This window comes from Helicobacter pylori, assembly GCF_014496485.1.
Lineage (GTDB): Bacteria > Campylobacterota > Campylobacteria > Campylobacterales > Helicobacteraceae > Helicobacter > Helicobacter pylori_DD.
The window spans coordinates 1-25337 of sequence record NZ_JACTAX010000012.1; the positions used below are offsets into that span (position 1 = coordinate 1).

Genomic DNA, 25337 nt, shown 5'->3' on the forward strand with positions numbered 1-25337 from the left:
CTCGCTTACTATCCAATAGTGATTTTAGCTGTTGTGTCCTTTTCATATTGTCTTTTTGAGTGTAGCGGTATCTCTCAACAAATTCTTTACTAGACATAAGGTCTTTCATTGTGGCTTCACTTTTAGGAGCAATATAGCTATTCATAAATTTTTGTCCAAATAAATTGCGAAGTGTCCTATAAATATTAGTATTCCCTTTAAAGAAGTCTTTAGCTTTTATAGGTTCATGTAAGTCTATTTTAGTGGGTTTGTTTTGCCAATATTGAGCGACTTTGTCCGCATTTTTAGGGTCAAATCCGCTTTTATACGCACTGATTAACGCTTTTTGTTGTTTTTCAGTAAAGTCTTTTTCAAAGACAGGTTTAAAAGGTCTAAACGCTGAAATAGTCCCAAAAGGTAGCCCGCTTTTGATTTTATTGACAATGCTATTGAGATTAGCGCTCTCAATTGTAGAGCCTTTAATAGTCTGTGTGTTTTGTTCTCTTTTAAGTCGTGAGAGTTCCTCGCCAAAGGCATCTAATGTCGCTCTTAAAGATAAGTTGTCTTTCACTCTCACTTTAGGTTTATTTTGTCTAGCTAATTTCTTGTCCGCTAACGCCTTATCAATAGATGCTGTCAAAGATAGAGAATTGTTTCTTTGTGGTTCATCAACAAATTCTAAAAAGTCGTAATTCAATAGCATTTTGTGTCCTTTCGCTTTAAATTGATTTTAACCGCTCTTTTGTTAGAGAGCGATAAATTATACTAATTTTAGCTAAAGATTGATTGTAGCCCATTTTACGCCTTGTATTCCATATAAGATTTAATCAACTCTTTAGCAAACGCTTTCAATTCATTAAGAGAATGATAGTCTCTCTTTTGACAATACAAATTCACTTTAGATTGTGTGGTTGCAATTTTTAGCGGTGTTTTATTGGAATAATTTTTATCTCCCTCTTTATAAAGAGAGAGTCTTCATTTTAGCGGATCTTTAGCGGGTCTCAGCTGAGCTTTTAATGATCACGGTGTTGTAGTCAGGTTGGACGGGGCGTTGGTTAGGCGAATTTTTCATGCGTTTTTTGATTTCAGCCAATTGCTTGGCAGAGACTTCCAAAGGCTCTTCTATGACAAACCATGCCACCCCTTCTGTGCAAGGAGGAGCGGTGAGAGAGCCGTTAAAATGGTAGTAATTGATGCTTTTAGGTAAGAAAGCGTCTAAAGCCACCTCTTTAAAATTCTGTTTCTTTTGAATGCCTTCTAAAATAGGATCAAGGTTGGGGTTTTCTTTCCCTTCTTCAAAACCTATCGCTAACACTAACAAACGCCCTTTAGCGTCTTTATGCACGAAATGCGCGCTCAAAGGCCTGGTTTTATTGTTGATTAAAAACTCCATAGGGGCGTGGAAATGCACATTATCCAACACATAGTCATGCCCTCTATAATTAATGTGGTTAGTCGGCTCAAACGAAGCTTTTAAAGTATGATGAGTGAAAAAGACCGCTTTAGGTTTAGAAGCGGCGTATTTGAATTGCAAATCGGCTTTATCTTGCGTGTGGTAATAATGCTCAATGTTGATGGGCGATTGGCTTTTACCGCTTTTGCACACTTCAAAATCTTTGTGCAATTTGTCCCAGCGGTGCGGGCCGTTTTCTTTATTTTTATAATCCCATTTGGTGTTTTCAGCGCCTATAAGAGAAGTGGCTAACGCTAAAGCGATCAAAAAAGTTTTTTTCATTCTAATTATCCTTTATTCTAAAATTCTAAAATTATAAAAAGGCAACGGCTTAATTTTAGCGCTTAATCAACAATGACCGCAGTTACAAAAAACAGATTGGTTAAAAGTTGAAAATGATTTTAAATTCTGTTTTATATGGTAACAACTTTATTAAATTAATGCGCCTATGGAGCGGGAATATTTGTTTCAATCAGCCCCTAATTTACAAGCGGTTAAAATTTTTGTCTTATACTCTAGGTTTTCAAATTGAATAAAATTTAACCCCTTAAGATTTAAATGATGATAACCAAACAATCGTATCAAAGATTCGCCTTAATGCGGGTTTTTGTGTTTTCGCTTTCGGCGTTTATTTTTAACACCACGGAGTTTGTCCCTGTCGCACTTCTGTCAGACATTGCGAAAAGTTTTGAAATGGAGAGCGCAACAGTGGGGCTTATGATCACTGCTTATGCGTGGGTGGTGTCTCTTGGCTCATTGCCCTTGATGCTGCTTAGCGCTAAAATTGAAAGGAAACGCTTATTGCTTTTTCTTTTCACCCTTTTTATTGCTAGCCATATCCTTTCAGCACTAGCGTGGAATTTTTGGGTGCTTCTCATTTCTCGTATGGGTATCGCTTTTGCCCACTCTATTTTTTGGTCCATCACGGCTTCTTTAGTCATTCGTGTCGCGCCAAGAAATAAAAAACAACAGGCCTTAGGGCTGTTAGCGTTAGGGAGTTCGTTAGCGATGATTTTAGGGTTACCGCTTGGGAGGATCATCGGGCAAATTCTAGATTGGCGCTCTACTTTTGGCGTGATCGGGGGCGTTGCTTTGTTGATCATGTTGCTTATGTGGAGATTGCTCCCATCTTTGCCGAGTAGAAACGCCGGCACGCTCGCAAGTGTCCCTATATTAATGAAACGCCCGCTTTTAGTGGGGATTTATTTGCTTGTGATCATGGTTATTTCTGGGCATTTCACCACTTATAGTTATATTGAGCCTTTTATCATTCAAATCAGCCAATTTTCTCCTGACATTACGACGCTAATGCTGTTTGTTTTTGGGTTAGCAGGCGTGGCGGGGAGTTTTTTATTCGGCCGTTTGTATGCGAAAAATTCAAGAAAATTCATCGCTTTTGCAATGGTTTTAGTCATTTGCCCGCAACTCTTGCTTTTTGTGTTTAAAAACTTGGAGTGGGTGATCTTTTTGCAAATTTTCTTGTGGGGAATAGGGATCACTTCACTCACCATTGCGTTGCAAATGAGGGTGTTGCAACTCGCCCCAGATGCTACGGATGTCGCGAGCGCGATTTTTTCGGGGAGCTATAATGTGGGGATTGGATCAGGTGCGTTGTTTGGCAGTATTGTGATCCACCAATTAGGGCTAGGGTATATTGGCTTTGTGGGTGGGGCTTTAGGGTTGTTGGCGCTGTTTTGGCTTAGATTCATTACGATAAAGTTTAAAAAAACATAAAGAGCGTTAAAAGGATTAGCCCAATAAAGGAGAATCCCTTTCGCGCTAAAAACCATTTTTTAAAATTTAATGATACCGCTTAATAACCGCGCTAACGGACAGATTGTCTCTCTTTTTATGTTAAAATAGAAAAATTTGTCATAAATTTTAAGCGGTGTGTGGTTTAAATGCTCAAAAAAAAGATTGATTTGCATAAAGATTCGATAAGGAAGCTCTTTTTTTATTATTTTATCCCTTTAGCTTTTTCTATGATCTCACTTTCCACTTATTCTATGATAGATGGCATGTTTGTGGGCAAGAAACTGGGTAAAGAAGCTATTGCTGCGGTCAATATCGCATGGCCTATTTTTCCAGGGCTTATTGCGTATGAATTGCTTTTTGGTTTTGGGGCAGCGAGTATTGTGGGGTATTTTTTAGGTCAAAATAAAACCCATAGGGCTAGGCTTGTGTTTAGCAGCGTGTTTTATTTTGTCGCTCTAAGCACCTTTATTTTGAGCATGGCGTTATTGCCTTTTAGCGAAACTATCGCGCGTTTTTTTGGGAGCAATGACGCTTTATTGAGCATGTCCAAACGCTACATTGAAATCATTTTAATGGGTGCGGTTTTTATGGTCCTCCACCCTTTAGCGGATGTTTTTGTGGTGAATGACAAACGCCCCATTTTAGCGATGGTAGCGATGCTGATTGGCTCGTTAGCGAATATCTTTTTCAACTACTTGTTTATTTTTGTTTTGGAAGTGGGGGTTCAAGGCAGCGCGATAGCCACCGTGATAGGGCATGCGATAGGGGTTTTAGTCTTAATGCAGCATTTTTGGTTTAAAAAAGGGCAATTGTATTTCATCAAACGATTTTCTTTGTCTTCAGTCATTTCTTCAGCTAAAAGCGGCGTGCCTCAAAGCACGGCAGAATTTAGCGCTTCTATTATGATTTTATTGTTTAATACCGCTATCATGCACACGGCTGGGGAAAGGTTTGTGAGCATGTATGGGATCGTTATGTATAATGCGATTATCTTTTTTACGACTTTGTTTGCGATCTCTCAAGGCATCCAACCGATTGCGAGCTTTAGCTATGGGGCTAGAAATTTAGAGCGCGTGAAAGAGGTGTTTGTTTTTGGTTTGAAAGCAGCGTTTTGTATAGGGATTGTTTTCTATGGCGCTTATTATTTCTTAGATGAATTTTTAATCAAGCTTTATTTGCAGCCAAGCGAACAAGACGCACTCTTTATGCAAGAGACTAAAAGGGCGATGAATATTTACTACGTTGGCTATGTTTTTTTAGGCATGACTTTGTTGTGCGCGGTGTTTTTCCAATCCATTCAACGCACTAAAAGTTCGTTTATCATCACCCTTTCGCACACGCTGGGGTTTATTATTGTCCTATTGCCGATTTTAAGTCATTTCTATGGGATTAATGGCATTTGGGTAACTTACCCTATCGCGCAATTTTTAGCGTTTTTGGTAGCGTTAGGGGTAACTTATTATGAAATCAAAAAAGGGGTTTTCACCACTTATAAAGAGCAAAATCTCGTTATTTTGAAAACTTAACCAATAAATAAGGTAAAATTAAGACATGCATGCAGAATTTTTCACTTTCGCACTCATTATGCTTTTAATCGTGATAGCCCCTTATGTGTCTAGAATCTCTCGTTTGCCTATCACGGTTGTGGAGATTTTATTCGGGTCTGTTGGGGCGTATGTGGGTTTTATTGAGCCAACTAAAGGCTTTGAAATCATGTCTGAAATTGGCTTTTTGTTTTTAATGTTTTTATGCGGTTTGGAAGTGGAAATTTATTTGTTTAAAAAATTAGGGGTTTCTCTTTTAAAACGCATTTTTGCTTATCTGTTGATCTTATACACGCTTTCATTCATCCTTACTTTTAGCCTTAATTTAGAGCCTATTTTTATGGTGATTTTCCCTATCATTAGTTTGGGCATGATCATGACTTTAGTCAAAGATTATCGTAAAGAGATTTTGTGGCTTGATTTAGTTTTAAAAGTGGGCGTTATTGGGGAATTGTTAAGTATTTTTGGTTTGGTGGTCGTGGATGGGGTGTATTCGCATGGTTTGGGCGTGGATTTGATTAAAGATTTGGGCATTCTCATTGTTTTTCTCATCTTAATTATCGTGGCGTTTCAAATCTTTAAGACTTTGTTTTGGTGGTTCCCGCATTTAAAGCTTTTTGTGATGCCTAAAAGCAGTCAGTTCAACCAAGACGTGCGTTTTTCGCTCATGCTCTTTTTTTCACTGGTTGCGATCGTGGTGTGGCTCAAAATAGAAATGGTTTTAGGGGCGTTTTTGGCGGGGTTAGTCGTTTCTACTTTTTTCCCTCATAAATCAGAGCTGATCCACAAGCTCAATGATGTGGGTTTTGGGTTTTTTGTGCCTTTGTTTTTCATCCACGTAGGCTCTACTTTAGACTTAAAATTAGTGTTTTTAAACCCGCATTTGATCCTTCAAGGGATATTGATTGTCATAGCGATGTTAAGCTTGCACTTGATCACTTCAACCTTATTGTGGCGCAAATACTTTAAAGAAGCCAAGCATTTATTTTCATTCGCCTTAGGGGCTTCTATGCCTTTGACTTTTTTAGTAACCACCGCCGCAGTGGGTTTAAAAGCGCAAGCGATCTCGCAAAACACCTACTACGCGTTGCTCATGGCGGCTATTTTTGAAGGGGTGTTATTCACCATTGCGATTAAAATGCTCAACAAAAAAGCTTAAAGCTTTAAGCGTCTAAATATTTAGCGTCGCTAAAGCTGTTCGCTTGAACGTTATTAAACGCGTTTTCTAAGCTGTCAAAGAAATGAGGGTGCAAGTTTTGCATTTCTTTTAAGAAATTTTTAGTGGCTAATCGCGCGATAGGGGGCTTATCAGAGGTGGGCTGTTTGGCTGGGCAATTGCAATCAGGGGCGACGGGGATATTTTGAGAAGTAACAAAATGGATACTACTAGCTTCTCGAACCTTAATCAAAGGGCGGATCACCAACAAGCCGTTTTCAGCCCTATAAATGGGGGGCATGCTCCTTAAACTCCCGTTATAAGTGAAGTTCATAAAAAAGCTTTCCACCGCATCATCTAAATGGTGCGCGATAGCGACTTTATTATAGCCTTCTTCTAAAGCCTTAGAATACAAAGTCCCTCGCCTCAAACGAGAGCAAAACGAACAAAACGAGCTTTTTTCACGGCGTTTTTCGTTGATCGTGGCAGCGATTTGGGTGTAAATGATCTCATGCTCAATGCCTTGCTCTTGGCACAAATCGCTCAACCATTTCAAATCTTCGCCCAAACCATAATGCACAGTAACCGCTTTAAAATCAAATTTGAAAGGGGCATGTTTTTGCATCCTGGCTAAGATGCAAGCGAGCATGATAGAATCCTTGCCCCCGCTCAATCCTAATAAGATTTTATCGCCTTCTTCTATGAGTTTGTAAGTGGCGTTGGTCTTGCCTACAATGTGCAAGACTTTTTTAGAAATTTCATAGGCCATTTTTGATCCTTAATTGTTTTATTTTCTAAAGTTTCGCGCTAAGTGAATGATTTCTTCTTCGCTGATGTGATCGGAATTATATTTCACAATAATGATTTCTTCGCTAATATTGACATACCATTCAATGATTTTGTCCCCTAAAGTTTCAAATTGTTCCTCATTATAAGCGTCTAAAGGGAAATAGACATTTTTTTGCTTGGAAGGGTTATGGAGTAAAAAGAGCGATAAGCCCCAAATAAGCCCTAAACCTACAATGATTAAGCTTGTGTTAGAAACGCCTAAATGATGATAGCTTAACCCCCCACTCACGCCCCCAACAAAGCTCCCTAAATAGCCAAAAGTAGTGAATTGCCCTAAAACCTTGCCTTTTTCATTTGCTCTAGCGAATTTGGACGCTAAAGATTGCATGATAGGCTCTAAGGTGGCAAAGCCAATAAAGAAAAACGCCACCCCAAGAATAAAAAGCCATAAATATTTACCCAAAAAGCTAGAGTCCGCTAAAAACAAGCACAAATAACTCACAATAAACAACAACACGCCAGAAAGCATCACCCCCTTAGGCTTGTTGTATTTTTCAGCCATAACGCTCGCTATCCCCATGCTTAAAACCCCCAATAAGGCTCCAGGCACATACACTAAGATCAAAAAGCTTTCATCTTTATGGAATTCATTCACTAAGGCTAAAGGGATTAATACAAAAATAAGCGTCATGAACATCTTTTCAAAAAAAGAGCTTAGATACAAGAGATACAAGGCTTTAGAGTTGGGTTGATAAGCCCTTATGTTTTTGATTTGGTAAGAAATTTTGGGGGCGTCTTTGACTTTTAAAAGCATCAACAAACTCAATAAGGTTAAGATCGCCGTGAGCAAGAAGAGCCATTTTGCCCCCCCAAAGAACGCCACAACCCCAGGACCTATTGCCATGCTTATGGTAAAACTAATGAAAATAAACGCCCCCATGATGGCCATCGCTTTGGTGCGCTCTTCTTCTTTCACTTCATCCGCCACCATCGCGCTAACGACCCCCCCTAAAGCCCCCATGCCTTGAATGAAGCGCCCGATAACGAGCATGATAATATCGTTCGCCACAAAGCACACTAACGAGCCAATTAAAAACAATAACAAGCACACCATAACGACCACTTTACGGCCGATTTTATCGCTAAGAATGCCCATGGGGGTTTGAAAAATAATTTGCGTGAGATACGCCCCACCCACAGCCAAACCTATAAGCAAGGGACTGCTTGAATGGAAACTATCCGCATACAAACTGATGACAGGCAAAACGATAAAAAGCCCTAAAAACCGCAACGACGACACTAACGCTAATGGAAAAATTTTCTTAAACATGCGGGTTATTTTACAAGAAAACGCCCAACTTTTGTCATCAATTTGAGAAAGTAGGATTGATAATAAAAGTTTAATGGAATTTTAATGGATTTTTAAGAAAATTTTTTGTATAATCTTATTCTTTATTTTTTGCTTTGTATTTTGCTTGTGTCAAGGTAGCTCAGCTGGTTTAGAGCGCTGGTCTCATAAGCCGGAGGTCGGGGGTTCAAGTCCCCCTCTTGACACCATGATTTGATTTAATCTTCATTTAATTTTCGTTTAATCTTTTTTTTAGCAAACCTAAACTACAATAACCTTGCATCTTTTAATTTCTTAACATTAGGGATTTGACGATGATTTTTAGCTCTCTTTTTAGTGTTGTAGGGATGGCGGTGCTTTTTCTTATTGCTTGGGTGTTTTCTAGCAATAAAAGGGCTATAAATTATCGCACGATTGTCAGCGCCTTTGTGATCCAAGTGGCTTTAGGGGCGTTGGCTTTATATGTGCCTTTGGGTAGGGAAATGTTGCAAGGCTTAGCCAGCGGCATACAAAGCGTGATTTCTTACGGCTATGAGGGGGTGCGTTTTTTATTTGGCAATCTCGCTCCAAACGCTAAAGGCGATCAAGGGATAGGAGGCTTTATCTTTGCGATCAATGTTTTAGCGATCATTATCTTTTTTGCTAGCTTGATTTCACTTCTATATTATTTAAAAATCATGCCTTTATTTATCAATCTCATTGGTGGGGCGTTGCAAAAATGCTTAGGCACTTCTAAAGCAGAAAGCATGAGTGCAGCGGCTAATATTTTTGTAGCGCACACCGAAGCGCCCTTAGTCATTAAACCTTATTTGAAAAGCATGAGCGATTCAGAGATTTTTGCGGTCATGTGCGTGGGCATGGCTAGCGTTGCGGGGCCTGTGTTAGCCGGGTATGCGAGCATGGGCATTCCTTTGCCTTATTTGATCGCTGCTTCGTTTATGTCCGCTCCTGGGGGTTTGTTGTTCGCTAAAATCATTTACCCGCAAAACGAAACCATTTCTAGCCATGCAGATGTTTCGGTAGAAAAGCATGTCAATGCCATAGAAGCTATCGCTAATGGGGCAAGCACAGGGCTAAATTTAGCCTTGCATGTGGGAGCGATGCTTTTAGCCTTTGTGGGGATGCTCGCACTCATTAACGGGCTTTTAGGGGTTATAGGGGGGGTTTTAGGCATGGAGCATTTGTCTTTAGGGTTGATTTTAGGCGCGCTCTTAAAACCCTTAGCCTTTATGTTAGGCATTCCTTGGAGTCAGGCCGGGATTGCTGGAGAAATCATAGGTATTAAAATCGCGCTCAATGAATTTGTGGGCTATATGCAGTTATTGCCTTATTTGGGCGATAACCCTCCTTTAATCTTGAGCGAGAAAACTAAAGCGATCATCACTTTTGCGTTGTGCGGGTTTGCTAACTTAAGCTCAGTCGCTATGCTCATTGGGGGGCTTGGTAGTTTAGTGCCTAAAAAGAAGGATCTCATTATAAGGTTTGCTTTAAAAGCGGTGCTTGTAGGCACGCTTTCTAATTTCATGAGCGCGACTATCGCCGGGTTATTCATAGGGCTAAACGCTCATTAAAAGGACAAAACATGCAAAAAAGAGTGGTGGTTTTATTATTGGATTCTTTTGGTATAGGGGCTAGCGAAGACGCTAAAGATTTTGGCGATTTGGGGGCGAACACTTTAGGCAATATCGCTAAGGCTTGTTTCAATAACCTGGCTGATTCTAACGATCGCAATGGGGCTTTGAAACTGCCTTATTTAGAGAGTTTGGGTTTAGGGTTGAGCGCTTTAAAAGCCACAAATAAATTGCCCTTAGGCTTTCAATCCCAACCTAATTTAATAGGGGCTTACGCTTACGCCAAAGAACTTTCTAGCGCTAAGGATACGATTTCTGGGCATTGGGAGATGATGGGCGCGCCCGTTCTTTTTGAATGGGGGTATTTTAAAGACAAAAATGATTCGTTTCCTAAAGAAATTTTAGATGAAATCATGCACAAAACTAAGATTAAGGGCTATTTAGGGAATTGCCACGCATCAGGGACAGAAATCATTAAAGATTTAGGCGAAAAGCATTTAGAAACTTTATACCCCATTTTTTACACTTCAGCGGATTCAGTGTTTCAAATCGCTGCGCATGAAGAAAAGTTTGGGCTGGATAACTTATACGCTCTTTGTGAAGAAGCGTTTCAAATTCTAGAGCCTTTAAAGATCGCTAGAGTGATCGCACGCCCCTTTATTGGCGCAAATAGAGAGGATTTCAAACGCACCGCTAATCGCAAAGATTATGCGATAAAGCCCCATAAAAAATTGCTTTTTGAAACATTCATTGAAGAAAAGCAGGGCGAAGTCATTAGCATTGGGAAAATCGCTGATATTTACGCTCATGTGGGGATCACTCAAAAGTTCAAAGCCGGTAGTTTGATGGAGTTATGCGATGTTACTTTAGAGCAAGTCAAAAACGCTAAAAACAACAGCTTGATTTTTACGAATTTTGTGCATTTTGATAGCGATTATGGGCATAGGCGCGATATTAGCGGGTATGCTAACGCTTTAGAGTATTTTGATATGCGCTTAAAAGAGGTTTTAGACAATTTAAGGGAAAACGATTTGCTCATTCTTTGCGCCGATCATGGGTGTGATCCCAGCTTTAAAGGCACCGATCACACACGAGAATACATTCCTGTTTTGTTCTATCACAAAGATTTGCAACCAGCCTTTTTAGGCAAGAGCGAGTCGTTTGCGGATATTGGGCAGAGTATCGCTTATTTTTTGGGATTAAGCCCCCTAGATTATGGCAAAAACTTACTAAAATTTAAAGGACAACCATGACCCCTCACATCAACGCCAAAATCGGCGATTTTTATCCTCAATGCCTTTTATGCGGCGATCCCTTAAGGGTGAGCTACATTGCGAAAAATTTTTTACAAGACGCTAAAGAGATCACGAATGTGCGTAACATGCTAGGCTTTAGCGGGAAGTATAAGGGTAAGGGGATTTCTTTAATGGGGCATGGCATGGGCATTGCATCATGCACGATTTATGTAACCGAACTCATTAAAACCTATCAGGTTAAAGAGCTTTTAAGGATTGGCACTTGCGGGGCGATTAGCCCAAAAGTTGGCCTGAAAGACATTATCATGGCGATGGGGGCTTCAACGGATTCTAAAACCAATCGGGTGCGTTTCTTAAACCACGATTTGAGCGCAACGCCTGATTTTGAATTGAGTTTAAGAGCGTATCAAACAGCAAAGCGTTTGGGTATTGATTTGAAAGTGGGTAATATTTTTTCAAGCGATTTTTTCTATTCTTTTGAAACGCATGCCTTTGATTTAATGGCCCAATACAACCATTTGGCTATTGAAATGGAAGCGGCAGGGTTATACGCCACGGCGATGGAACTAAACGCTAAGGCTTTATGCTTATGCTCAGTCTCAGATCACTTAATCACTAAAGAAGCCTTAAGCCCTAAAGAAAGAATAGAAAGCTTTGATAACATGATAATTTTGGCTTTAGAGATGATGAGTTAGCCTTTTTTGTTGCCCCCATAAGTTAAGGATAAGCTTTAAAGGAAAACCCTTAAAGCTAAAAGCCTTAAGGGAACTTTGGAAAAACTAAAGCTATCGTTTTACAGAAACTTCGTTTGACAAAACTATCGCTTCAATAAAACAACAACTTTACACCCCAAAAACGAAATTTCAAGGTATAATGTTTTCCAAGAGTTTTTACCATTTTCTGTTTTCATGGCAAACTCCCATTAAAAATTATCCCCATAATTGCACTTATGGGGGCGTTTATTTTACAACAATCTTTCTAAAACCAAATCCCAATTAAATTAAAAACACTCTTACAAGCTTGATTGAACGCATCAAAACACCCTAAAACTTTTTTTGAAATCCAATAAATTTGTGGTAAAATTAAACGCATTGTAAATAAATTCTCATTTTGATACATTTTTTGCAATAAAACATTACTTTAAGGAACATTTTATGAAAAAAACGAAAAAAACGATTCTGCTTTCTCTAACTCTTGCATCGTCATTGATCCATGCTGAAGACAACGGCGTTTTTTTAAGCGTGGGTTATCAAATCGGTGAAGCGGTTCAAAAAGTGAAAAACGCCGACAAGGTGCAAAAACTTTCAGACGCTTATGAAAACTTGAACAAGCTTTTGGCTAATCACAGCCACTCCAATCCAGAAGCGATTAATACAAACAGCGCCACAGCGATCAATCAAGCGATTGGTAATTTAAACAAAAGCGCGCAAAGTTTAATTGATAAAACAGACAATTCCCCTGCCTATCAAGCCACGCTTTTAGCGCTAAAATCCACGGTGGGGTTATGGAATAGCATAGCCTATGCGGTTATATGCGGAGGCTATACGGATAAACCCAATCACAACACCACGGAAACTTTTTACAACCAACCAGGACAAAATTCAGATTCGATCACTTGCGGTAGTAATGGTTTAGGGACTCTTCCAGCGGGCAAAAATTCTCATCTGTCCATTGAACAATTTGCAACGCTCAATAAAGCGTATCAAATTATCCAAGCCGCTTTGAAACAAGGTCTCCCTGCTTTAAGCGATACAAAAAAAACGGTGGAAGTAACCATTAAAACAGCAACCAACGCTAAAAATATTAATGTCAATAATGACAATAACAATGCTGCTGACACTACAGTTAGCATAACTGATACTTATATTAACGATGCGCAAAACCTTTTAACCCAAGCGCAAACCATCATCAACACCCTTCAAGACAATTGCCCGATGCTGAAAGGGAAATCTTCTAGTAGTAATGGTGGAACTAATGGCGCAAACACCCCTTCATGGCAAACAAGCGCTAACCAAAATTCGTGCAGCGTTTTTGGCACGGAATTTAGCGCTATTTCAGAGATGATTAATAACGCTCAAAACATCGTTCAAGAAACCCAACAGCTTAATACTACCCCACTAAAAAGCATCGCGCAACCCAACAATTTCAACCTTAACTCCCCTAATAGTATCGCTTTGGCTCAAAACATGCTCAAAAACGCTCAATCCCAAGCAGCGGTTTTAAAACTGGCCAATCAAGTGGGGAGCGATTTTAACAGGATTTCTACAGGAGTTCTTAAAAACTATATAGAAGAATGCAGCGCGAATGCTTCAAGTGAAAGCGTTTCTAGTAACACTTGGGGGAAAGGTTGCGCGGGCGTGAAACAAACTCTAGCTTCGCTAGAAAATAACAACGCTTCTTTTTCTAGCCAAACGCCTCAAATCAATCAAGCGCAAACCCTAGCCAACGCTATTGTTCAAGAACTCGGTCATAACCCTTTCAAACGGGTGGGCATCATTAGCTCTCAAACCAATAACGGAGCGATGAATGGTCTTGGGGTGCAAGTGGGTTATAAGCAATTTTTTGGAGAAAAGAAAAGATGGGGGTTAAGGTATTATGGTTTCTTTGATTACAACCACGCCTATATCAAATCCAATTTCTTTAACTCGGCTTCTGATGTGTGGACTTATGGGGTGGGCAGCGATTTATTGTTTAATTTCATCAATGATAAAAACACCAACTTTTTAGGCAAGAATAACCAGATTTCTTTTGGGCTTTTTGGAGGAATCGCCTTAGCAGGGACTTCATGGCTTAATTCTCAATTCGTGAATTTAAAAACCATCAGCAATGTCTATAGCGCTAAAGTGAATACGGCTAATTTCCAATTTTTATTCAATTTAGGCTTGAGAACCAATCTCGCTAGACCTAAGAAAAAAGATAGCCATCATGCGGCTCAACATGGCATGGAATTGGGCGTGAAAATCCCTACCATTAACACGAATTACTATTCTTTTCTAGACACTAAACTAGAATATAGAAGGCTTTATAGCGTGTATCTCAATTATGTGTTTGCTTATTAAAAGCTCTCTTTTTTAAAAAAAAGGGGGGGGTTAAACTTCTAAAAAACCTCTAAAGCTAAAAATTTTCAAAAAAATAGTTATTAAACCTAAAAAAAGAAACTTTAAGGTATAATGCTTTCGCCATTTTTATTTTTCGTTTTTAGTTTTCCATGGCAAACTCCTTTTTAGAATTTACCCCCATAATCCGACTTATGGGGGTTATTTTGCAACAATCTTTTCAAATTTAAAAAACGCTCTCAAAAACCATTAAAGAGTGAAATTACCTTACAAGATGAGCTTTTTTGCGATTTTCGTTAAAACGATTATTTTTTAGCGGAGTTTTTTAAAAAAAGGGTTTTTTACTCACTTCTTTTGATTGAAACAACACAATCAAGCATCTTAAGGCAATTTAAAATAAAATAGCGCTAGCATGACCCCAAAGCCCCTTATTAAATTAATCTATACCAAATAGTAAGGAGTTATCTAACATGGGGTTTTTCAAGCTTAAAGAACACAACACGAACATTGCCACCGAGTTTAGAGCGGGTTTAACGACCTTTATCACCATGATTTACATCGTGCCCTTAAACGCTCTTATCCTTTCTCACGCCAACATGCCTTATGAAGCCCTTTTGAGCGCGACTGCCATTATCACTATCTTATCGAGCGTGTTTAACGGGTTATGGGCAAACACCCCCATCGCTATGAGCGTGGGCTTAGGGTTGTCAGCTTATTTTAGCTTTGGATTGGTTCAGGGGCTAAAACTCCCTTGGCAGAGCGCTTTAGGCATCGTAGCGCTCTCGGGAGCGATTTTTGTGATTTTGTCTTTCACTAAATTTAGAAGTTGGGTCATGCGAAGCATTCCTAGCGATTTAAGGCGTGCGGTGAGCGCGGGGATAGGGGCTTTTATCGCATTTATTGGTCTTAAAGAAATGCATATTGTCGTTACCCATAAGGCTACGCTTGTAACCTTAGGCGATTTTGGCGATCCGCATGTGTTATTGGGGGTTGTGGGGATCATTTTGACTTTCGCGCTCTACACGCTCAAAATCAGGGGTTCTTTCATTATAGCGGTCTTAATCACTTCCATTCTCGCATGGATTTTAAAGCTAGCCCCTTACCCTAGCGAGTTTTTTTCCATGCCCGCTAGCATTGGCCCTATCGCCTTTCAATTAGACTTTAAGGGCATTTTTTTTGATGCGAGTGGGGCTTTCACTTTAGCGTTAGTGCCAGTCATCATCACTTTTTTTGTAACCGATTTGTTTGATTCTTTAGGCACGCTTGCAGGGATTGGCCACAAGACTGATTTTTTCAATGATGAAGAAAAAAATAAGGAATTGGAAAAGACTTTGGAAGCGGATGCGGTGGCTTCTTTAGGGAGCGCGGTGGTGGGCGTTTCTACCACGACAGCTTTTATAGAGAGTGCGAGTGGGGTTGAAGAGGGGGGCCGCACAGGGCTTACAGCGGTTTTTACCGGATTATTTTTTGTTTTAACGCTCTTTTGCTTGCCTCTTTTAAAAGCTATTCCTAGCAATGCGATTTATCCGGTGCTGGTGGTAGTAGGGGTTTTGATGTTTAGCGTGTTAGAGGGGGTGAATTTTAAAGACATGGCCATTAGCGTTTCCACTTTTTTAACCGTGGTGATGATGCCTTTAACCTTCTCCATTGCCGATGGCTTAGCCTTTGGCTTTTTGTCTTATAGTATCATCAAATTGGTTCAAAAAGACTTCAAAGCGCTCAATTCAGGCATCATCATTCTCTGCATCATTTCTGTTTCTGTATTTATCTTTCGTTAAGCTCTTTTTAAGGGGCTTTGCATTTTTTACCCATTTCATGCCTCTTTTTCTTTATTTAGACAGATTATTATCTTAAAATAATTGTAATATCATTATTATTATATTAACTCAATAAAAAAGGAGAAGGTATGCAAAAAACTTCTAACACTTTGGCGCTGGGGAGTTTGACAGCGCTATTCTTTCTAATGGGTTTTATCACGGTTTTAAACGACATTTTAATCCCACACTTAAAGCCCATTTTTGACTTGACCTATTTTGAAGCTTCGCTCATTCAATTTTGCTTTTTTGGGGCGTATTTCATCATGGGAGGAGTTTTTGGGAATGTGATCAGTAAAATCGGCTACCCTTTTGGCGTGGTGCTTGGTTTTGTGATCACAGCGACGGGGTGCGCGTTGTTTTATCCGGCAGCGCATTTTGGCTCCTATGGGTTTTTTTTAGGAGCGTTGTTTATTTTAGCGAGCGGGATTGTGTGCTTACAAACCGCTGGTAATCCCTTTGTAACCTTGCTTTCTAAAGGTAAAGAAGCCAGAAACCTGGTTTTAGTCCAGGCGTTCAATTCGCTTGGCACAACTTTAGGGCCTATTTTTGGGAGCTTGTTGATTTTTAGCACGACTAAAATGGGCGATAATGCAAGTTTGATAGATAAATTAGCGGACGCTAAAAGCGTTCAAATGCCTTATTTGGGCTTGGCGGCGTTTTCGCTTCTTTTAGCGCTCATCATGTATCTTTTGAAATTGCCTGATGTGGAAAAAGAAATGCCTAAAGAAACGACGCAAAAAAGCCTGTTTTCGCACAAACACTTTGTTTTTGGGGCTTTGGGGATCTTTTTTTATGTGGGAGGAGAAGTGGCGATTGGCTCATTCTTGGTGCTAAGCTTTGAAAAGCTTTTGAATTTAGACCCTCAATCAAGCGCGCATTACTTGGTGTATTATTGGGGAGGCGCGATGGTGGGCCGTTTCTTAGGCAGTGTGTTGATGAATAAAATTGCCCCTAATAAATACTTGGCTTTCAACGCCTTAAGCTCTATTATTCTCATTGCTTTAGCCATTATCGTTGGAGGCAAGATCGCTTTATTCGCTCTGACTTTTGTGGGCTTTTTCAACTCTATCATGTTCCCTACCATCTTTTCTTTGGCTACGCTCAATTTAGGGCATCTCACTTCTAAGGCTTCTGGGGTGATTAGCATGGCGATTGTGGGAGGAGCGTTAATCCCCCCCATTCAAGGTGCGGTTACAGACATGCTAGCGGCAGCTGATTTGAATTTACTCTACGCTTATGGTGTGCCGTTGTTATGCTATTTTTATATCCTCTTCTTTGCGCTTAAGGGGTATAAACAAGAAGAAAACTCCTAAAAAAAAGGGGGGGGGTTTCTCTTTTATTTTCTTTCTTTTAGCTTGTTTTAAAAATCAATAATTAAAGAACTTGACTTTAATCAAGCAAGCGCTCTATAAAAGGTTTTATTTGTCAGTATTTGATGAGGACAGAGCTTTTTTAACAACTTGAGGCAAAAACACAAACAGGGTTTTTAAAATTTTTAAGATGCAATAAAAAAATATCCCCAACGAATAAGAAAAATCCCCTAACCACAAAAGATTAAGAGATTTTAAGAATGAAGCAAAGAATAAAGACTAGTAAATGGGTTTAGCGTCTTTGAATTTGTATTCCGTAAGAAACCCAGTGCCATCAAAATTACCCACCAAAGAGATCTTTGCAATATCACCCACTTGGCAATCGGTTTCTAAAATAAGATAAGGCACTTCATCTTTACCGATTAAGGTGATCACTCGCCCCTTTTTTTCACGGCTTTGCTTGGGGAACTCTTTAGAATCAAGACCTGTGGTATTATCGCCGGTTTGGAGCATTCTAAAAGCATAGCACATGCCATCATTGATTTGAGCGCTATAAATTTTGCCTTTTTTAACTTCTTTTTTAACCCCCGGTTTAAGCGCAATGCGTATTTCTGAGTGGATCTCAGCTTCTTGCATTTTGCCTTTATAATCTCGCACCTGCACCTTATGCACACCATTAGGGTCTCCCTTTTTAAGCAGAGAATCTTCATAGCTGAATTTTTGAATGTCTAAATCCCCATCAACAAAACTCCTAGCGTCAAGCTGAACGCTCAAAAGCCCTAGCAACCCAATTAATGAAAATTTCAAACAACGCTTATAAAAATAACTCATCAACAAATCCTTTCAATGTAAAATCAAACAAATATATCCCAAAATGAAAAACAAAAAGATCACAAAATTGCTAATTTAGCAATAAAAACGCACCCTGTCAAGAATTCAAAGCCTAAAGAAATCATTCAAAAATAATTTCTTCCGGTTTGATTTCATCGCCATAAACAGGCGCTAAAGTTTCCTTGTAAGCTTCTTTTAAAAAGTCGCTAGAAATGAGAGAATCAATCTCGTTATTCAACCATTCTAAAAGCTTAGGGTTGCCTTTTTTAATCGCTGGAGCGATCACATCCTTATCGCCAAGGCTTGTAATGCCTAATTTAAACTCAGGGTGCTGTTTCGCCCAAGCGAGCAACAAAGTGTTATCATGGGCTAGAGCGGTAGCCTTATTGTTTAAAAGGGCTAAAAAAGTCTCTGTGTTTTGCTCAAATTTCAAAAGTTTGATATTGGGGTAATTTTTAGTGAAATAAAAATCCGCTGTCGTGCCTTTATTCACAATCAACTCTTTATCTTTCAACTCTTCTATATTTTTAATGACCCCATCTTTAGAAATCACCCCCAAAGCGACTTTCATATATGGCTTAGCGAAATCCACGACTTTTTCTCTTTCTTTAGTGCGCGTGAAATTAGCCATGATAATATCCACTTTATTGGCTTTTAAAAATTCCACCCTAGCTGAAGCTTCTACAGGGATAAACTCAATCTTATTTTCATCGCCCAATAAATCAAGGGCCATGCGTTTGGCAATGACTACATCATAGCCTTGATATTTCCCTTTAGAATCCACAGAGCCAAAAGGAGGCTTATCGCTAAAAACCCCCACTTTTAAAACCCCTCTTTGTTTAATGACTTCTAAAGCGTCCTTTTTTTCTTTATGGCTATCAGAACATGCGCTAAAGACTAAAGCGATTAAAACTAAAAACAGCCCCCATACCTTAAAAAGCCCGTTCGTTTTCATAAAAACACCTTTTTTTGAAATTAAAATCATCTTTTTAGCAAACTTTATTTAACAGCTCCCTAAAAAATGGAAAGTTTCTAAAAATTTTTGCGCTCTTTGAGATTTCGGGTGGTTAAAAAATTCTTTAGCGCTGTTTTCTTCAGCGATTTTACCGCTATCAAAAAACACGATTTTGTGAGCGATTTTTTGCGCGAATTTCATTTCATGCGTTACAATCACCATGCTCATGCCCGTTGTGGCTAATTCTAAAATCACTTCTAAAACTTCTTTAACCATTTCAGGGTCTAATGAGGCGGTTACTTCATCAAAAAGCATGATTTTTGGCCGCATGCACAAAGAGCGCACAATGGCTACTCGTTGTTTTTGCCCGCCGCTCAATTCTTTAGGGTAAGCTTGTTGTTTATGCTCCAAACCCACTCGCTTTAAAAGCTCTACGGCTTGAGAAATGACCTCATCTTTGGATCGTTTTTGCACTTTTAAGGGGGCGAGTAAGATATTATCCAGCACGTTTAAATGCGGGAACAATTCATAATTTTGAAACACCATGCCTATTTTTTGGCGCATTTGATTCCAGTTAGTGGCTGGCGTATTAAGGTTAGTGTTTTCAAAAAGGATTTCACCTCCATCAATCTTTTCAAGCCCGTTTAGGCATTTTAAAAAAGTGCTTTTCCCGCACCCGCTAGGCCCTAAAACCACTGCCACTTCACCCTTATTTAAAGTGAAATTGATACCGTCTAAAACCAAATGGTTTTGATAGGTTTTTTTTAACCCTTTGGTTTCTAAAATCACGCTCATTTTACCCTCTAATGTGTTGGAATTTTTTTTCTAAATAGGAACTATACAGGCTCAAACTATAGCATAAACTAAAATAAAACATTAAGATAACGCCATAAACCACAAAGCTTGCATTGGGCATGCGTAAGAGGTTAAGCTCTATGATTTGCTGGCCCACTTTTAGCAAATCAATCGCTCCAATGAGAGAGACTAAGGCTGTGGTTTTAATCATGCGCGTGAATAAATTAAGGCTTGAGGGCAATAAAGACAAAAAGCTTTGGGGGAAAATAATATTAAAAATCACCCTTTTTGAATCTAAGCCTAAAGCTAGAGCGCTTTCTACTTGGTGTTTGCTCACGGAAGTTAAAACCCCTCTAGTCAAATCCATCATTTCAGCGCTCCCCCACAAGCTAAAAACAATGATGCTCGCTAAAACCGTGCTAATGTGCAAATCAAACCAGCTCGCTAACCCAAAATACACAATAAAAAGCCATGCTAAAAGCGGGATAATGCGAATGCTTTCTAAATACACACGACACGCCAAAACCATTATTTGAGAGCCAAACGCCATCAAACTTCCTAAAAGCATTCCAACAATGATTGAAATCATTGCAGAGCTAAGAGCGATCAAAAGAGTGGTTTCAAACCCTTCTAACAAACGCTTGAGATTGTCTAATTCTAGTAAAACTCCCATTTTAAGCCACTTTCTTTTTAAAGAAACGCTCTAAGATCACAAACAAAACGCTTAAAGGGAGCAAAGCGATCAAATAAGTGAGGCTTAACATCAAAAGGCTTTCAGTCGTTTTATAATAAATGCCAATCAAATCTTTCGCCACAAACATAATATCGGTTAGGGCTATCGCGCCCACCACAGAAGTTTCTTTGAGTAAAAAAATCACATTCGCCCCTATAGAAGGCATAGAAACGCTTAAACTTTGAGGCAGAATGATGTAATACATCATTTTCAAAGGGCCAAACCCCAAACTCAAAGCGCTTTCTCTTTGAATGGAAGCCAAGCTTTTAAACCCAAGCAAAAAACTTTGACTCATATACCCCCCACCCAAAAACCCTAACGCTAAAATCGCGCACTCTAAAGCGCTCAAACCGATTTCATTCAACCCGTAATACAAAAAGAAAAGCTGGATGAGTAGGGGCGTGTTCCTAGCGATTTCGCCATAGATATAGATAATAGGAGAGATAAAGCGCGTTTTAAAATACAAAACGATCGCGCACAAAAACCCTACCAAAAGAGAGAGTAAAATCCCAAAAAAAGAAATATAAAGCGTGAGTTCTAATCCCTTAAAAAACGCGGGGATGGAGTGAAACATAAAATCCCAATCTAATGCCATAACGCTATACCTTAAAATTAATGACGCTTTAAAGCATCATGTTTAAAAACAGCTCTTATTCACCCTAATTGTTAGAAGTTTGGAAAACCCAAGCCCTTATTATGGGAAGTTTATGAGCCGTTTTGCCACTATTCAAAGAAATTTTGGATTATAATAAAAAAACTGGCTGAAATTAACAACAATGATTAAACAATCATTAAATGGAGAGGACATGCAAAAAAGTTTAGTTTCTTTGGCTTGGGTTTTTGTCGCTATTTTAGGAGCGATCTGTTTAGGGGTGTTAGCCTTACATAAGGGCGAGAGCATTAACACGCTATGGCTTGTAGTAGCGAGCGCTTGCATTTATAGCATAGGCTATCGTTTTTATAGCCATTTTATCGCTTATAGGGTGTTAAAGCTAGACGATAGCAGAGCCACGCCCGCATGTATAAGGAATGACGGCAAGGATTTTGTGCCAACCGATAAAGCCATCACTTTTGGGCATCATTTTGCTGCTATTGCTGGGGCTGGCCCTTTAGTAGGCCCGATACTAGCCGCTCAAATGGGTTACTTGCCCTCTATCTTATGGATTTTGATAGGCTCGGTTTTAGGGGGTTGCGTGCATGATTTTGTGGTGCTTTTTGCTTCTATTAGGCGCGATGGCAAGTCTTTAGGCGAAATGATCAAGCTTGAAATGGGTCAATTTGTAGGCATGATCGCAAGTCTGGGCATTTTAGGGATCATGCTCATTATCATTGCGATTTTAGCGATGGTGGTGGTGAAGGCTTTAGCGCATTCGCCTTGGGGCTTTTTTACGATCGCTATGACTATTCCCATTGCGATTCTTATGGGGCTTTACATGCGGTTTTTCAGGCCGCATAAGATTTTGGAAGTTTCTGTTATTGGCTTTATCCTATTGATTATAGCGATTTATGCGGGTAAATACATTTCTTTAGATCCTAAATTAGCGTCAATATTCACCTTTGAGGCCAATTCTTTAGCGTGGATGATCATGGGTTATGGTTTTGTGGCTTCTATTTTACCGGTATGGTTTTTACTCGCTCCACGAGATTATTTAAGCACTTTTTTAAAAATTGGCGTTATAGGGGTGTTGGTTGTGGCGATTGTTTTTGTCGCTCCGCCTTTACAAATCCCTAAAATCACGCCCTTTGTAGATGGCAGTGGGCCTGTGTTTGCAGGAAGCGTGTTCCCTTTCTTGTTTATCACGGTGGCTTGCGGGACGATTAGCGGCTTTCATGCTTTAATTTCTTCAGGAACGACCCCTAAAATGCTCGCTAAAGAAAGCGACGCCAGGCTAGTGGGCTATGGCTCTATGGTGATGGAGAGCGTTGTGGCTCTTATGGCGTTGGTGTGTGCAGGGATCTTGCACCCAGGGCTTTATTTCGCTATCAATTCGCCAGAAGTGAGCATCGGTAAAGATATAGCTGATGCGGCTTCAGTGATTAGCTCATGGGGGTTTAGCATTAGCGCTGAAGAAATCAGTGAGATGACCAAAAACATCGGTGAAAGCTCCATTTTGAGCCGCACCGGTGGGGCACCCACTTTTGCGATCGGTTTAGCGATGATTGTGTATCACATTTTAGGGGATCCAAGCGTGATGGCGTTTTGGTATCATTTTGCGATTTTGTTTGAAGCTTTGTTCATTTTAACCGCTGTGGATGCTGGCACACGAACCGCTCGTTTCATGATCCAAGATTTGCTCGGTAACGTTTATAAGCCTTTGGGTAATCTTAGCTCTTATAAGGCTGGGATTTTTGCCACTCTTTTGTGCGTGGCAGGGTGGGGGTATTTCTTGTATCAAGGCACGATTGATCCTAAAGGGGGGATTTATACGCTATGGCCTTTATTTGGCGTGAGCAATCAGATGCTAGCGGGCATGGCGTTGTTGTTGGTTACGGTGGTGTTGTTTAAAATGGGGCGTTTTAAGGGGGCAATGGTAAGCACCTTGCCGGCAGTTTTGATTTTAGCAATCACTTTTTATAGCGGTATTTTAAAAGTGATGCCAAAGAGTAATGATAGCGTGCTGAATAATGTTTCCCATGTGGCGCAAATGCAAATCATCAAAGAAAAAATGTCTACCACTACCGATGAAAAAGCGCTAAAAACGCTCCAAAAATCCTTTTTTAACCACGCTATTGATGCGATTTTGTGCGTGTTTTTCATGCTGGTAGCGTTATTAGTGTTGATCGTGAGCGTTAGGATTTGCTCAAACGCTTATTTTAAAAATCAAATTTACCCGCCGCTGGCTGAAACGCCCTATATCAAAGCCGCTTGAATAAAAAGGGGTTTTAACCCCCTTTAAATCCATTGAAAAATTTGACCCTATCCTTACAAGAAGCGATTAAAATTTTGGCTCTGTTAATTTAATAGGGGTATTAAAACTTTATTTTAATCTCTTAAAAATGGGGTTTTGGCTGCTTCGTTTTAAACCCATTTCTTGAAGGGGATAGGGGGTATTTTGAGATCATTCCTCCTTTTAACCCCCAACTAAATCCGCCTAACTCTAAAAGAAGCGCTTTTAAAAAGCTATCGCTTGCTTTAAATTAAAAATGAACTTGTATTTTACTTACCACCCCACTCACATAATGGGTATGCGATTTCAAAAATGGCTTTTGCTTGAAAAGAAATTTGATATATAGAGATTAGAGAAACAGCGTTAAAACGCCTACTATATTCGTAGGGTAGTACAAAAGACGCCTACCATATTCATAGGGGGTAGCATCAAAAAGACGCTACTAGGGCCGTGTATAACGCGCTCCTGTCAGAATAAAGGGCGGGGAAGTCTTTAGGCACAGGCCCGTTTTCACCCGGTTTAAAGCCTTTGTTAGTATACACGCCATAATACGCAAGATCCACGCTACCGCTCAAGTATTCAGTGAATTTATAGCCTAAAGAGATCATCGCTCTCGCTTCCCAAGAGACCACTGAATTGGAATATTGCGTGGCGAATTTCCATGTGAATTTTTTGGCAAAATGAGTGCCGCCACAAGAAAGGAAAATGGTAGCGGCGTCTCTTTTAAGGGCTGTGCCTGTAAAACCCGCATACACGCTGTTACTCCCCATGATCACACCGCTTGGATTCCCCATATTGCCTATCCAACCATTAGCGTTTTGAAAGACTTTATAAAAAGCGATGGAAACATTGTAATTATTGATGTCAAAGCGTTGGCGGATAATGAGATTTTGCCCATTCTGAGTGGCAGGCGTGTCGTATCTATAGACCGGGCTTCCATTGGATTTAACGATCATCCAAGGGTAGTAAATGGGGAAAAACCCTATGATAGCCGTATCAGAGCGAAAGCCTGTGCCGCTAAAATTGGGGTTAGAGTCCCAACCAATCTTAACGCCTGGAGCGTTAAAGATTTGAGGCGAAAGGTAATAAAAGCCTTCTATGAGGAAACGATGAGGTTTATAGGTGAGTTGCACCGCATGCGTGCCATAAAGCACCTTTCGCCCATGGCTATCATAACCTCCCTTATCGTTTTTGGTGAAGCCTCCGCTATAAGTGGTCCTAGCGGCAAACCAATCCATTAAAAACGAACCGTAAGCGAACGCCCTCCCAAAAGAGCTAAACCAAGTCAAACGCGCATGCTTGTATTGCCCAGAAACTTGAAAGCCTTGCGTTTGACCGCTTTTATAAGGCATAGTGGATAAATAGCGTCCGGCTTTTATTTCAAAATAATTCTTATAAGCGTATTCTAAATACGCATCGCTAAAGACATAATTGCGGACATTTTTGTTGTGTTTCATGTTCTGTGTCGCTAAATCATCGCTTTGTAAGATATTCGTATAGCCCCCCATGAACCCATCGTAATAACCAAAGAGGTTATAAGCCACAGATCCGTCTTCAAACTTCTTCGTGCCGTCATAGAAGATAGATCCCACCATGCCCCCTATTTTGCCTTTTAGAACATGGTCTGAAACCTTTTTGGGTAACAGGCTAAAACCAAGCCCTAAATAGCCCGCAATCGTTGCGAATTGCTGCATAGGGTAGATGCCTCTTTCTTTATTGATTTTATGCTGGTTAAAACCGATAGTGCTGGATTGATCCACAAAGCCGTTGAGCTTAGCTTCAAAACCTTGTAAAGAAGTGCTTAAAAACGCTCCAAAGAATAAAACCTGACTTGCCTTTTTCATGCATGCCTCCTAAAATGAGATTAATAAATGCAAATGCTTTTAAAGATAAATCTATTCTTTAGTTTTTATTATTCTTAGCTTTGAAGTAATTATAATATGTAAAATAATGCATACGATGAGAAAGTCAAGCTTTTAAAGGCTAAAAACGATTAATTTGTAGAAAATTTACTCCCTTTAAACTCAAATGGCTAATATATGGCGCTAAAATCCGTTACGATTAACGGATTATTTTGAATGGATCGCTTGAGAATGGGGTT

General features: G+C 39.7%; 19 protein-coding genes, 1 tRNA gene and 1 pseudogene. 11 read left to right on the forward strand and 10 right to left on the reverse strand.

Going from position 1 to position 25337, the window contains the following annotated elements:
- Both IC572_RS06550 and IC572_RS06555 read right to left on the reverse strand, forming a co-directional pair.
- Positions 1–682, reverse strand: a pseudogene (locus IC572_RS06550) (hypothetical protein); the annotation flags it as partial.
- Between the two features lie 288 nt (positions 683–970).
- Positions 971–1714 carry a carbonic anhydrase gene (locus tag IC572_RS06555; protein ID WP_002203616.1) on the reverse strand — a complete coding sequence of 248 codons (744 nt, stop codon included), beginning with the start codon at positions 1712–1714 and terminating at the stop codon, positions 971–973.
- A 276-nt stretch (positions 1715–1990) separates the two neighbouring features.
- Here IC572_RS06555 and IC572_RS06560 point away from each other — a divergent pair, with 276 nt between their 5' ends.
- From IC572_RS06560 to IC572_RS06570, 3 genes are all read left to right on the forward strand, one after another.
- Positions 1991–3166 carry a sugar transporter gene (locus tag IC572_RS06560; protein ID WP_187855511.1) on the forward strand — a complete coding sequence of 392 codons (1176 nt, stop codon included), beginning with the start codon at positions 1991–1993 and terminating at the stop codon, positions 3164–3166.
- 167 nt (positions 3167–3333) lie between these two features.
- The gene (locus IC572_RS06565) at positions 3334–4713 is read left to right on the forward strand and encodes an HP1184 family multidrug efflux MATE transporter (RefSeq protein ID WP_187855513.1); all 1380 of its coding nucleotides are present in this window, start codon (positions 3334–3336) and stop codon (positions 4711–4713) included.
- Positions 4714–4738: 25 nt separating this feature from the next.
- Entirely contained in the window at positions 4739–5890 is a 1152-nt protein-coding gene (locus IC572_RS06570; RefSeq protein WP_000542850.1) for a cation:proton antiporter, read from the forward strand.
- A 4-nt stretch (positions 5891–5894) separates the two neighbouring features.
- Here IC572_RS06570 and IC572_RS06575 read toward each other — a convergent pair whose 3' ends face one another.
- Together IC572_RS06575 and IC572_RS06580 are read right to left on the reverse strand one after the other, a co-directional pair.
- Complete coding sequence (locus tag IC572_RS06575; protein WP_000312853.1) at positions 5895–6656, reverse strand: tRNA 2-thiocytidine(32) synthetase TtcA; 762 nt, start codon at positions 6654–6656, stop codon at positions 5895–5897.
- A gap of 18 nt (positions 6657–6674) precedes the next feature.
- A complete protein-coding gene (locus tag IC572_RS06580; protein ID WP_332246605.1) occupies positions 6675–7967 on the reverse strand; it encodes an MFS transporter in 1293 nt (430 codons plus the stop codon).
- A 188-nt stretch (positions 7968–8155) separates the two neighbouring features.
- Between IC572_RS06580 and IC572_RS06585 the strand changes: the two genes are divergently transcribed.
- The 7 genes from IC572_RS06585 (at position 8156) to IC572_RS06615 (ending at position 17037) form a co-directional block, all read left to right on the forward strand.
- Positions 8156–8233: transfer RNA gene (locus IC572_RS06585), tRNA-Met, on the forward strand.
- Between the two features lie 105 nt (positions 8234–8338).
- Complete coding sequence (locus IC572_RS06590; RefSeq protein ID WP_187855517.1) at positions 8339–9595, forward strand: NupC/NupG family nucleoside CNT transporter; 1257 nt, start codon at positions 8339–8341, stop codon at positions 9593–9595.
- 11 nt (positions 9596–9606) lie between these two features.
- Complete coding sequence (locus IC572_RS06595) at positions 9607–10848, forward strand: phosphopentomutase (protein ID WP_187855519.1); 1242 nt, start codon at positions 9607–9609, stop codon at positions 10846–10848.
- On the forward strand, positions 10845–11546 hold the full coding sequence (gene deoD, locus IC572_RS06600; protein WP_187855521.1) for a purine-nucleoside phosphorylase: 702 nt from the start codon (positions 10845–10847) through the stop codon (positions 11544–11546). Before IC572_RS06595 ends, deoD begins: the two co-directional genes overlap by 4 nt.
- A 459-nt stretch (positions 11547–12005) precedes the next feature.
- Complete coding sequence (locus tag IC572_RS06605; RefSeq protein ID WP_187855523.1) at positions 12006–13910, forward strand: outer membrane protein; 1905 nt, start codon at positions 12006–12008, stop codon at positions 13908–13910.
- Between the two features lie 467 nt (positions 13911–14377).
- The gene (locus tag IC572_RS06610; RefSeq protein WP_000505424.1) at positions 14378–15685 is read left to right on the forward strand and encodes an NCS2 family permease; all 1308 of its coding nucleotides are present in this window, start codon (positions 14378–14380) and stop codon (positions 15683–15685) included.
- 128 nt (positions 15686–15813) lie between these two features.
- Entirely contained in the window at positions 15814–17037 is a 1224-nt protein-coding gene (locus IC572_RS06615) for a sugar MFS transporter (protein WP_187855525.1), read from the forward strand.
- A 276-nt stretch (positions 17038–17313) separates the two neighbouring features.
- Here the strand turns inward: IC572_RS06615 and IC572_RS06620 are convergent, their stop codons facing one another.
- From IC572_RS06620 to IC572_RS06640, 5 genes are all read right to left on the reverse strand, one after another.
- On the reverse strand, positions 17314–17865 hold the full coding sequence (locus IC572_RS06620) for a hypothetical protein (RefSeq protein WP_000120138.1): 552 nt from the start codon (positions 17863–17865) through the stop codon (positions 17314–17316).
- 121 nt (positions 17866–17986) lie between these two features.
- Positions 17987–18820, reverse strand: coding sequence for a transporter substrate-binding domain-containing protein (locus IC572_RS06625; protein ID WP_187855527.1), 834 nt, complete (start codon positions 18818–18820; stop codon positions 17987–17989).
- 48 nt (positions 18821–18868) lie between these two features.
- A complete protein-coding gene (locus IC572_RS06630; RefSeq protein WP_165513851.1) occupies positions 18869–19615 on the reverse strand; it encodes an amino acid ABC transporter ATP-binding protein in 747 nt (248 codons plus the stop codon).
- Between the two features lies 1 nt (position 19616).
- Complete coding sequence (locus tag IC572_RS06635) at positions 19617–20288, reverse strand: ABC transporter permease subunit (protein WP_187855529.1); 672 nt, start codon at positions 20286–20288, stop codon at positions 19617–19619.
- 1 nt (position 20289) lies between these two features.
- Positions 20290–20943: an amino acid ABC transporter permease gene (locus IC572_RS06640; RefSeq protein ID WP_187855532.1), complete on the reverse strand. Its 654-nt coding sequence runs from the start codon at positions 20941–20943 to the stop codon at positions 20290–20292.
- A gap of 181 nt (positions 20944–21124) precedes the next feature.
- Here IC572_RS06640 and IC572_RS06645 point away from each other — a divergent pair, with 181 nt between their 5' ends.
- Entirely contained in the window at positions 21125–23218 is a 2094-nt protein-coding gene (locus tag IC572_RS06645) for a carbon starvation CstA family protein (protein ID WP_187855534.1), read from the forward strand.
- Positions 23219–23664: 446 nt separating this feature from the next.
- Here IC572_RS06645 and hofH read toward each other — a convergent pair whose 3' ends face one another.
- A complete protein-coding gene (hofH, locus tag IC572_RS06650) occupies positions 23665–25080 on the reverse strand; it encodes an outer membrane beta-barrel protein HofH (RefSeq protein WP_187855536.1) in 1416 nt (471 codons plus the stop codon).
- Between the last annotated feature and the right edge of the window lie 257 nt (positions 25081–25337).

Excerpts from the sequence above, each read along its gene's own strand:
- IC572_RS06555 (WP_002203616.1), bottom strand. The coding sequence starts at position 1,714 with ATGAAAAAAACTTTTTTGATCGCTTTAGCGTTAGCCACTTCTCTTATA.
- IC572_RS06570 (WP_000542850.1), top strand. The coding sequence starts at position 4,739 with ATGCATGCAGAATTTTTCACTTTCGCACTCATTATGCTTTTAATCGTG.
- IC572_RS06590 (WP_187855517.1), top strand. The coding sequence starts at position 8,339 with ATGATTTTTAGCTCTCTTTTTAGTGTTGTAGGGATGGCGGTGCTTTTT.
- IC572_RS06610 (WP_000505424.1), top strand. The coding sequence starts at position 14,378 with ATGGGGTTTTTCAAGCTTAAAGAACACAACACGAACATTGCCACCGAG.
- IC572_RS06560 (WP_187855511.1), top strand. The coding sequence starts at position 1,991 with ATGATGATAACCAAACAATCGTATCAAAGATTCGCCTTAATGCGGGTT.
- IC572_RS06595 (WP_187855519.1), top strand. The coding sequence starts at position 9,607 with ATGCAAAAAAGAGTGGTGGTTTTATTATTGGATTCTTTTGGTATAGGG.
- IC572_RS06640 (WP_187855532.1), bottom strand. The coding sequence starts at position 20,943 with ATGGCATTAGATTGGGATTTTATGTTTCACTCCATCCCCGCGTTTTTT.
- IC572_RS06565 (WP_187855513.1), top strand. The coding sequence starts at position 3,334 with ATGCTCAAAAAAAAGATTGATTTGCATAAAGATTCGATAAGGAAGCTC.
- deoD (WP_187855521.1), top strand. The coding sequence starts at position 10,845 with ATGACCCCTCACATCAACGCCAAAATCGGCGATTTTTATCCTCAATGC.
- IC572_RS06615 (WP_187855525.1), top strand. The coding sequence starts at position 15,814 with ATGCAAAAAACTTCTAACACTTTGGCGCTGGGGAGTTTGACAGCGCTA.
- IC572_RS06625 (WP_187855527.1), bottom strand. The coding sequence starts at position 18,820 with ATGAAAACGAACGGGCTTTTTAAGGTATGGGGGCTGTTTTTAGTTTTA.
- IC572_RS06605 (WP_187855523.1), top strand. The coding sequence starts at position 12,006 with ATGAAAAAAACGAAAAAAACGATTCTGCTTTCTCTAACTCTTGCATCG.
- IC572_RS06635 (WP_187855529.1), bottom strand. The coding sequence starts at position 20,288 with ATGGGAGTTTTACTAGAATTAGACAATCTCAAGCGTTTGTTAGAAGGG.
- IC572_RS06630 (WP_165513851.1), bottom strand. The coding sequence starts at position 19,615 with ATGAGCGTGATTTTAGAAACCAAAGGGTTAAAAAAAACCTATCAAAAC.
- IC572_RS06645 (WP_187855534.1), top strand. The coding sequence starts at position 21,125 with ATGATTAAACAATCATTAAATGGAGAGGACATGCAAAAAAGTTTAGTT.
- hofH (WP_187855536.1), bottom strand. The coding sequence starts at position 25,080 with ATGAAAAAGGCAAGTCAGGTTTTATTCTTTGGAGCGTTTTTAAGCACT.
- IC572_RS06575 (WP_000312853.1), bottom strand. The coding sequence starts at position 6,656 with ATGGCCTATGAAATTTCTAAAAAAGTCTTGCACATTGTAGGCAAGACC.
- IC572_RS06620 (WP_000120138.1), bottom strand. The coding sequence starts at position 17,865 with ATGAGTTATTTTTATAAGCGTTGTTTGAAATTTTCATTAATTGGGTTG.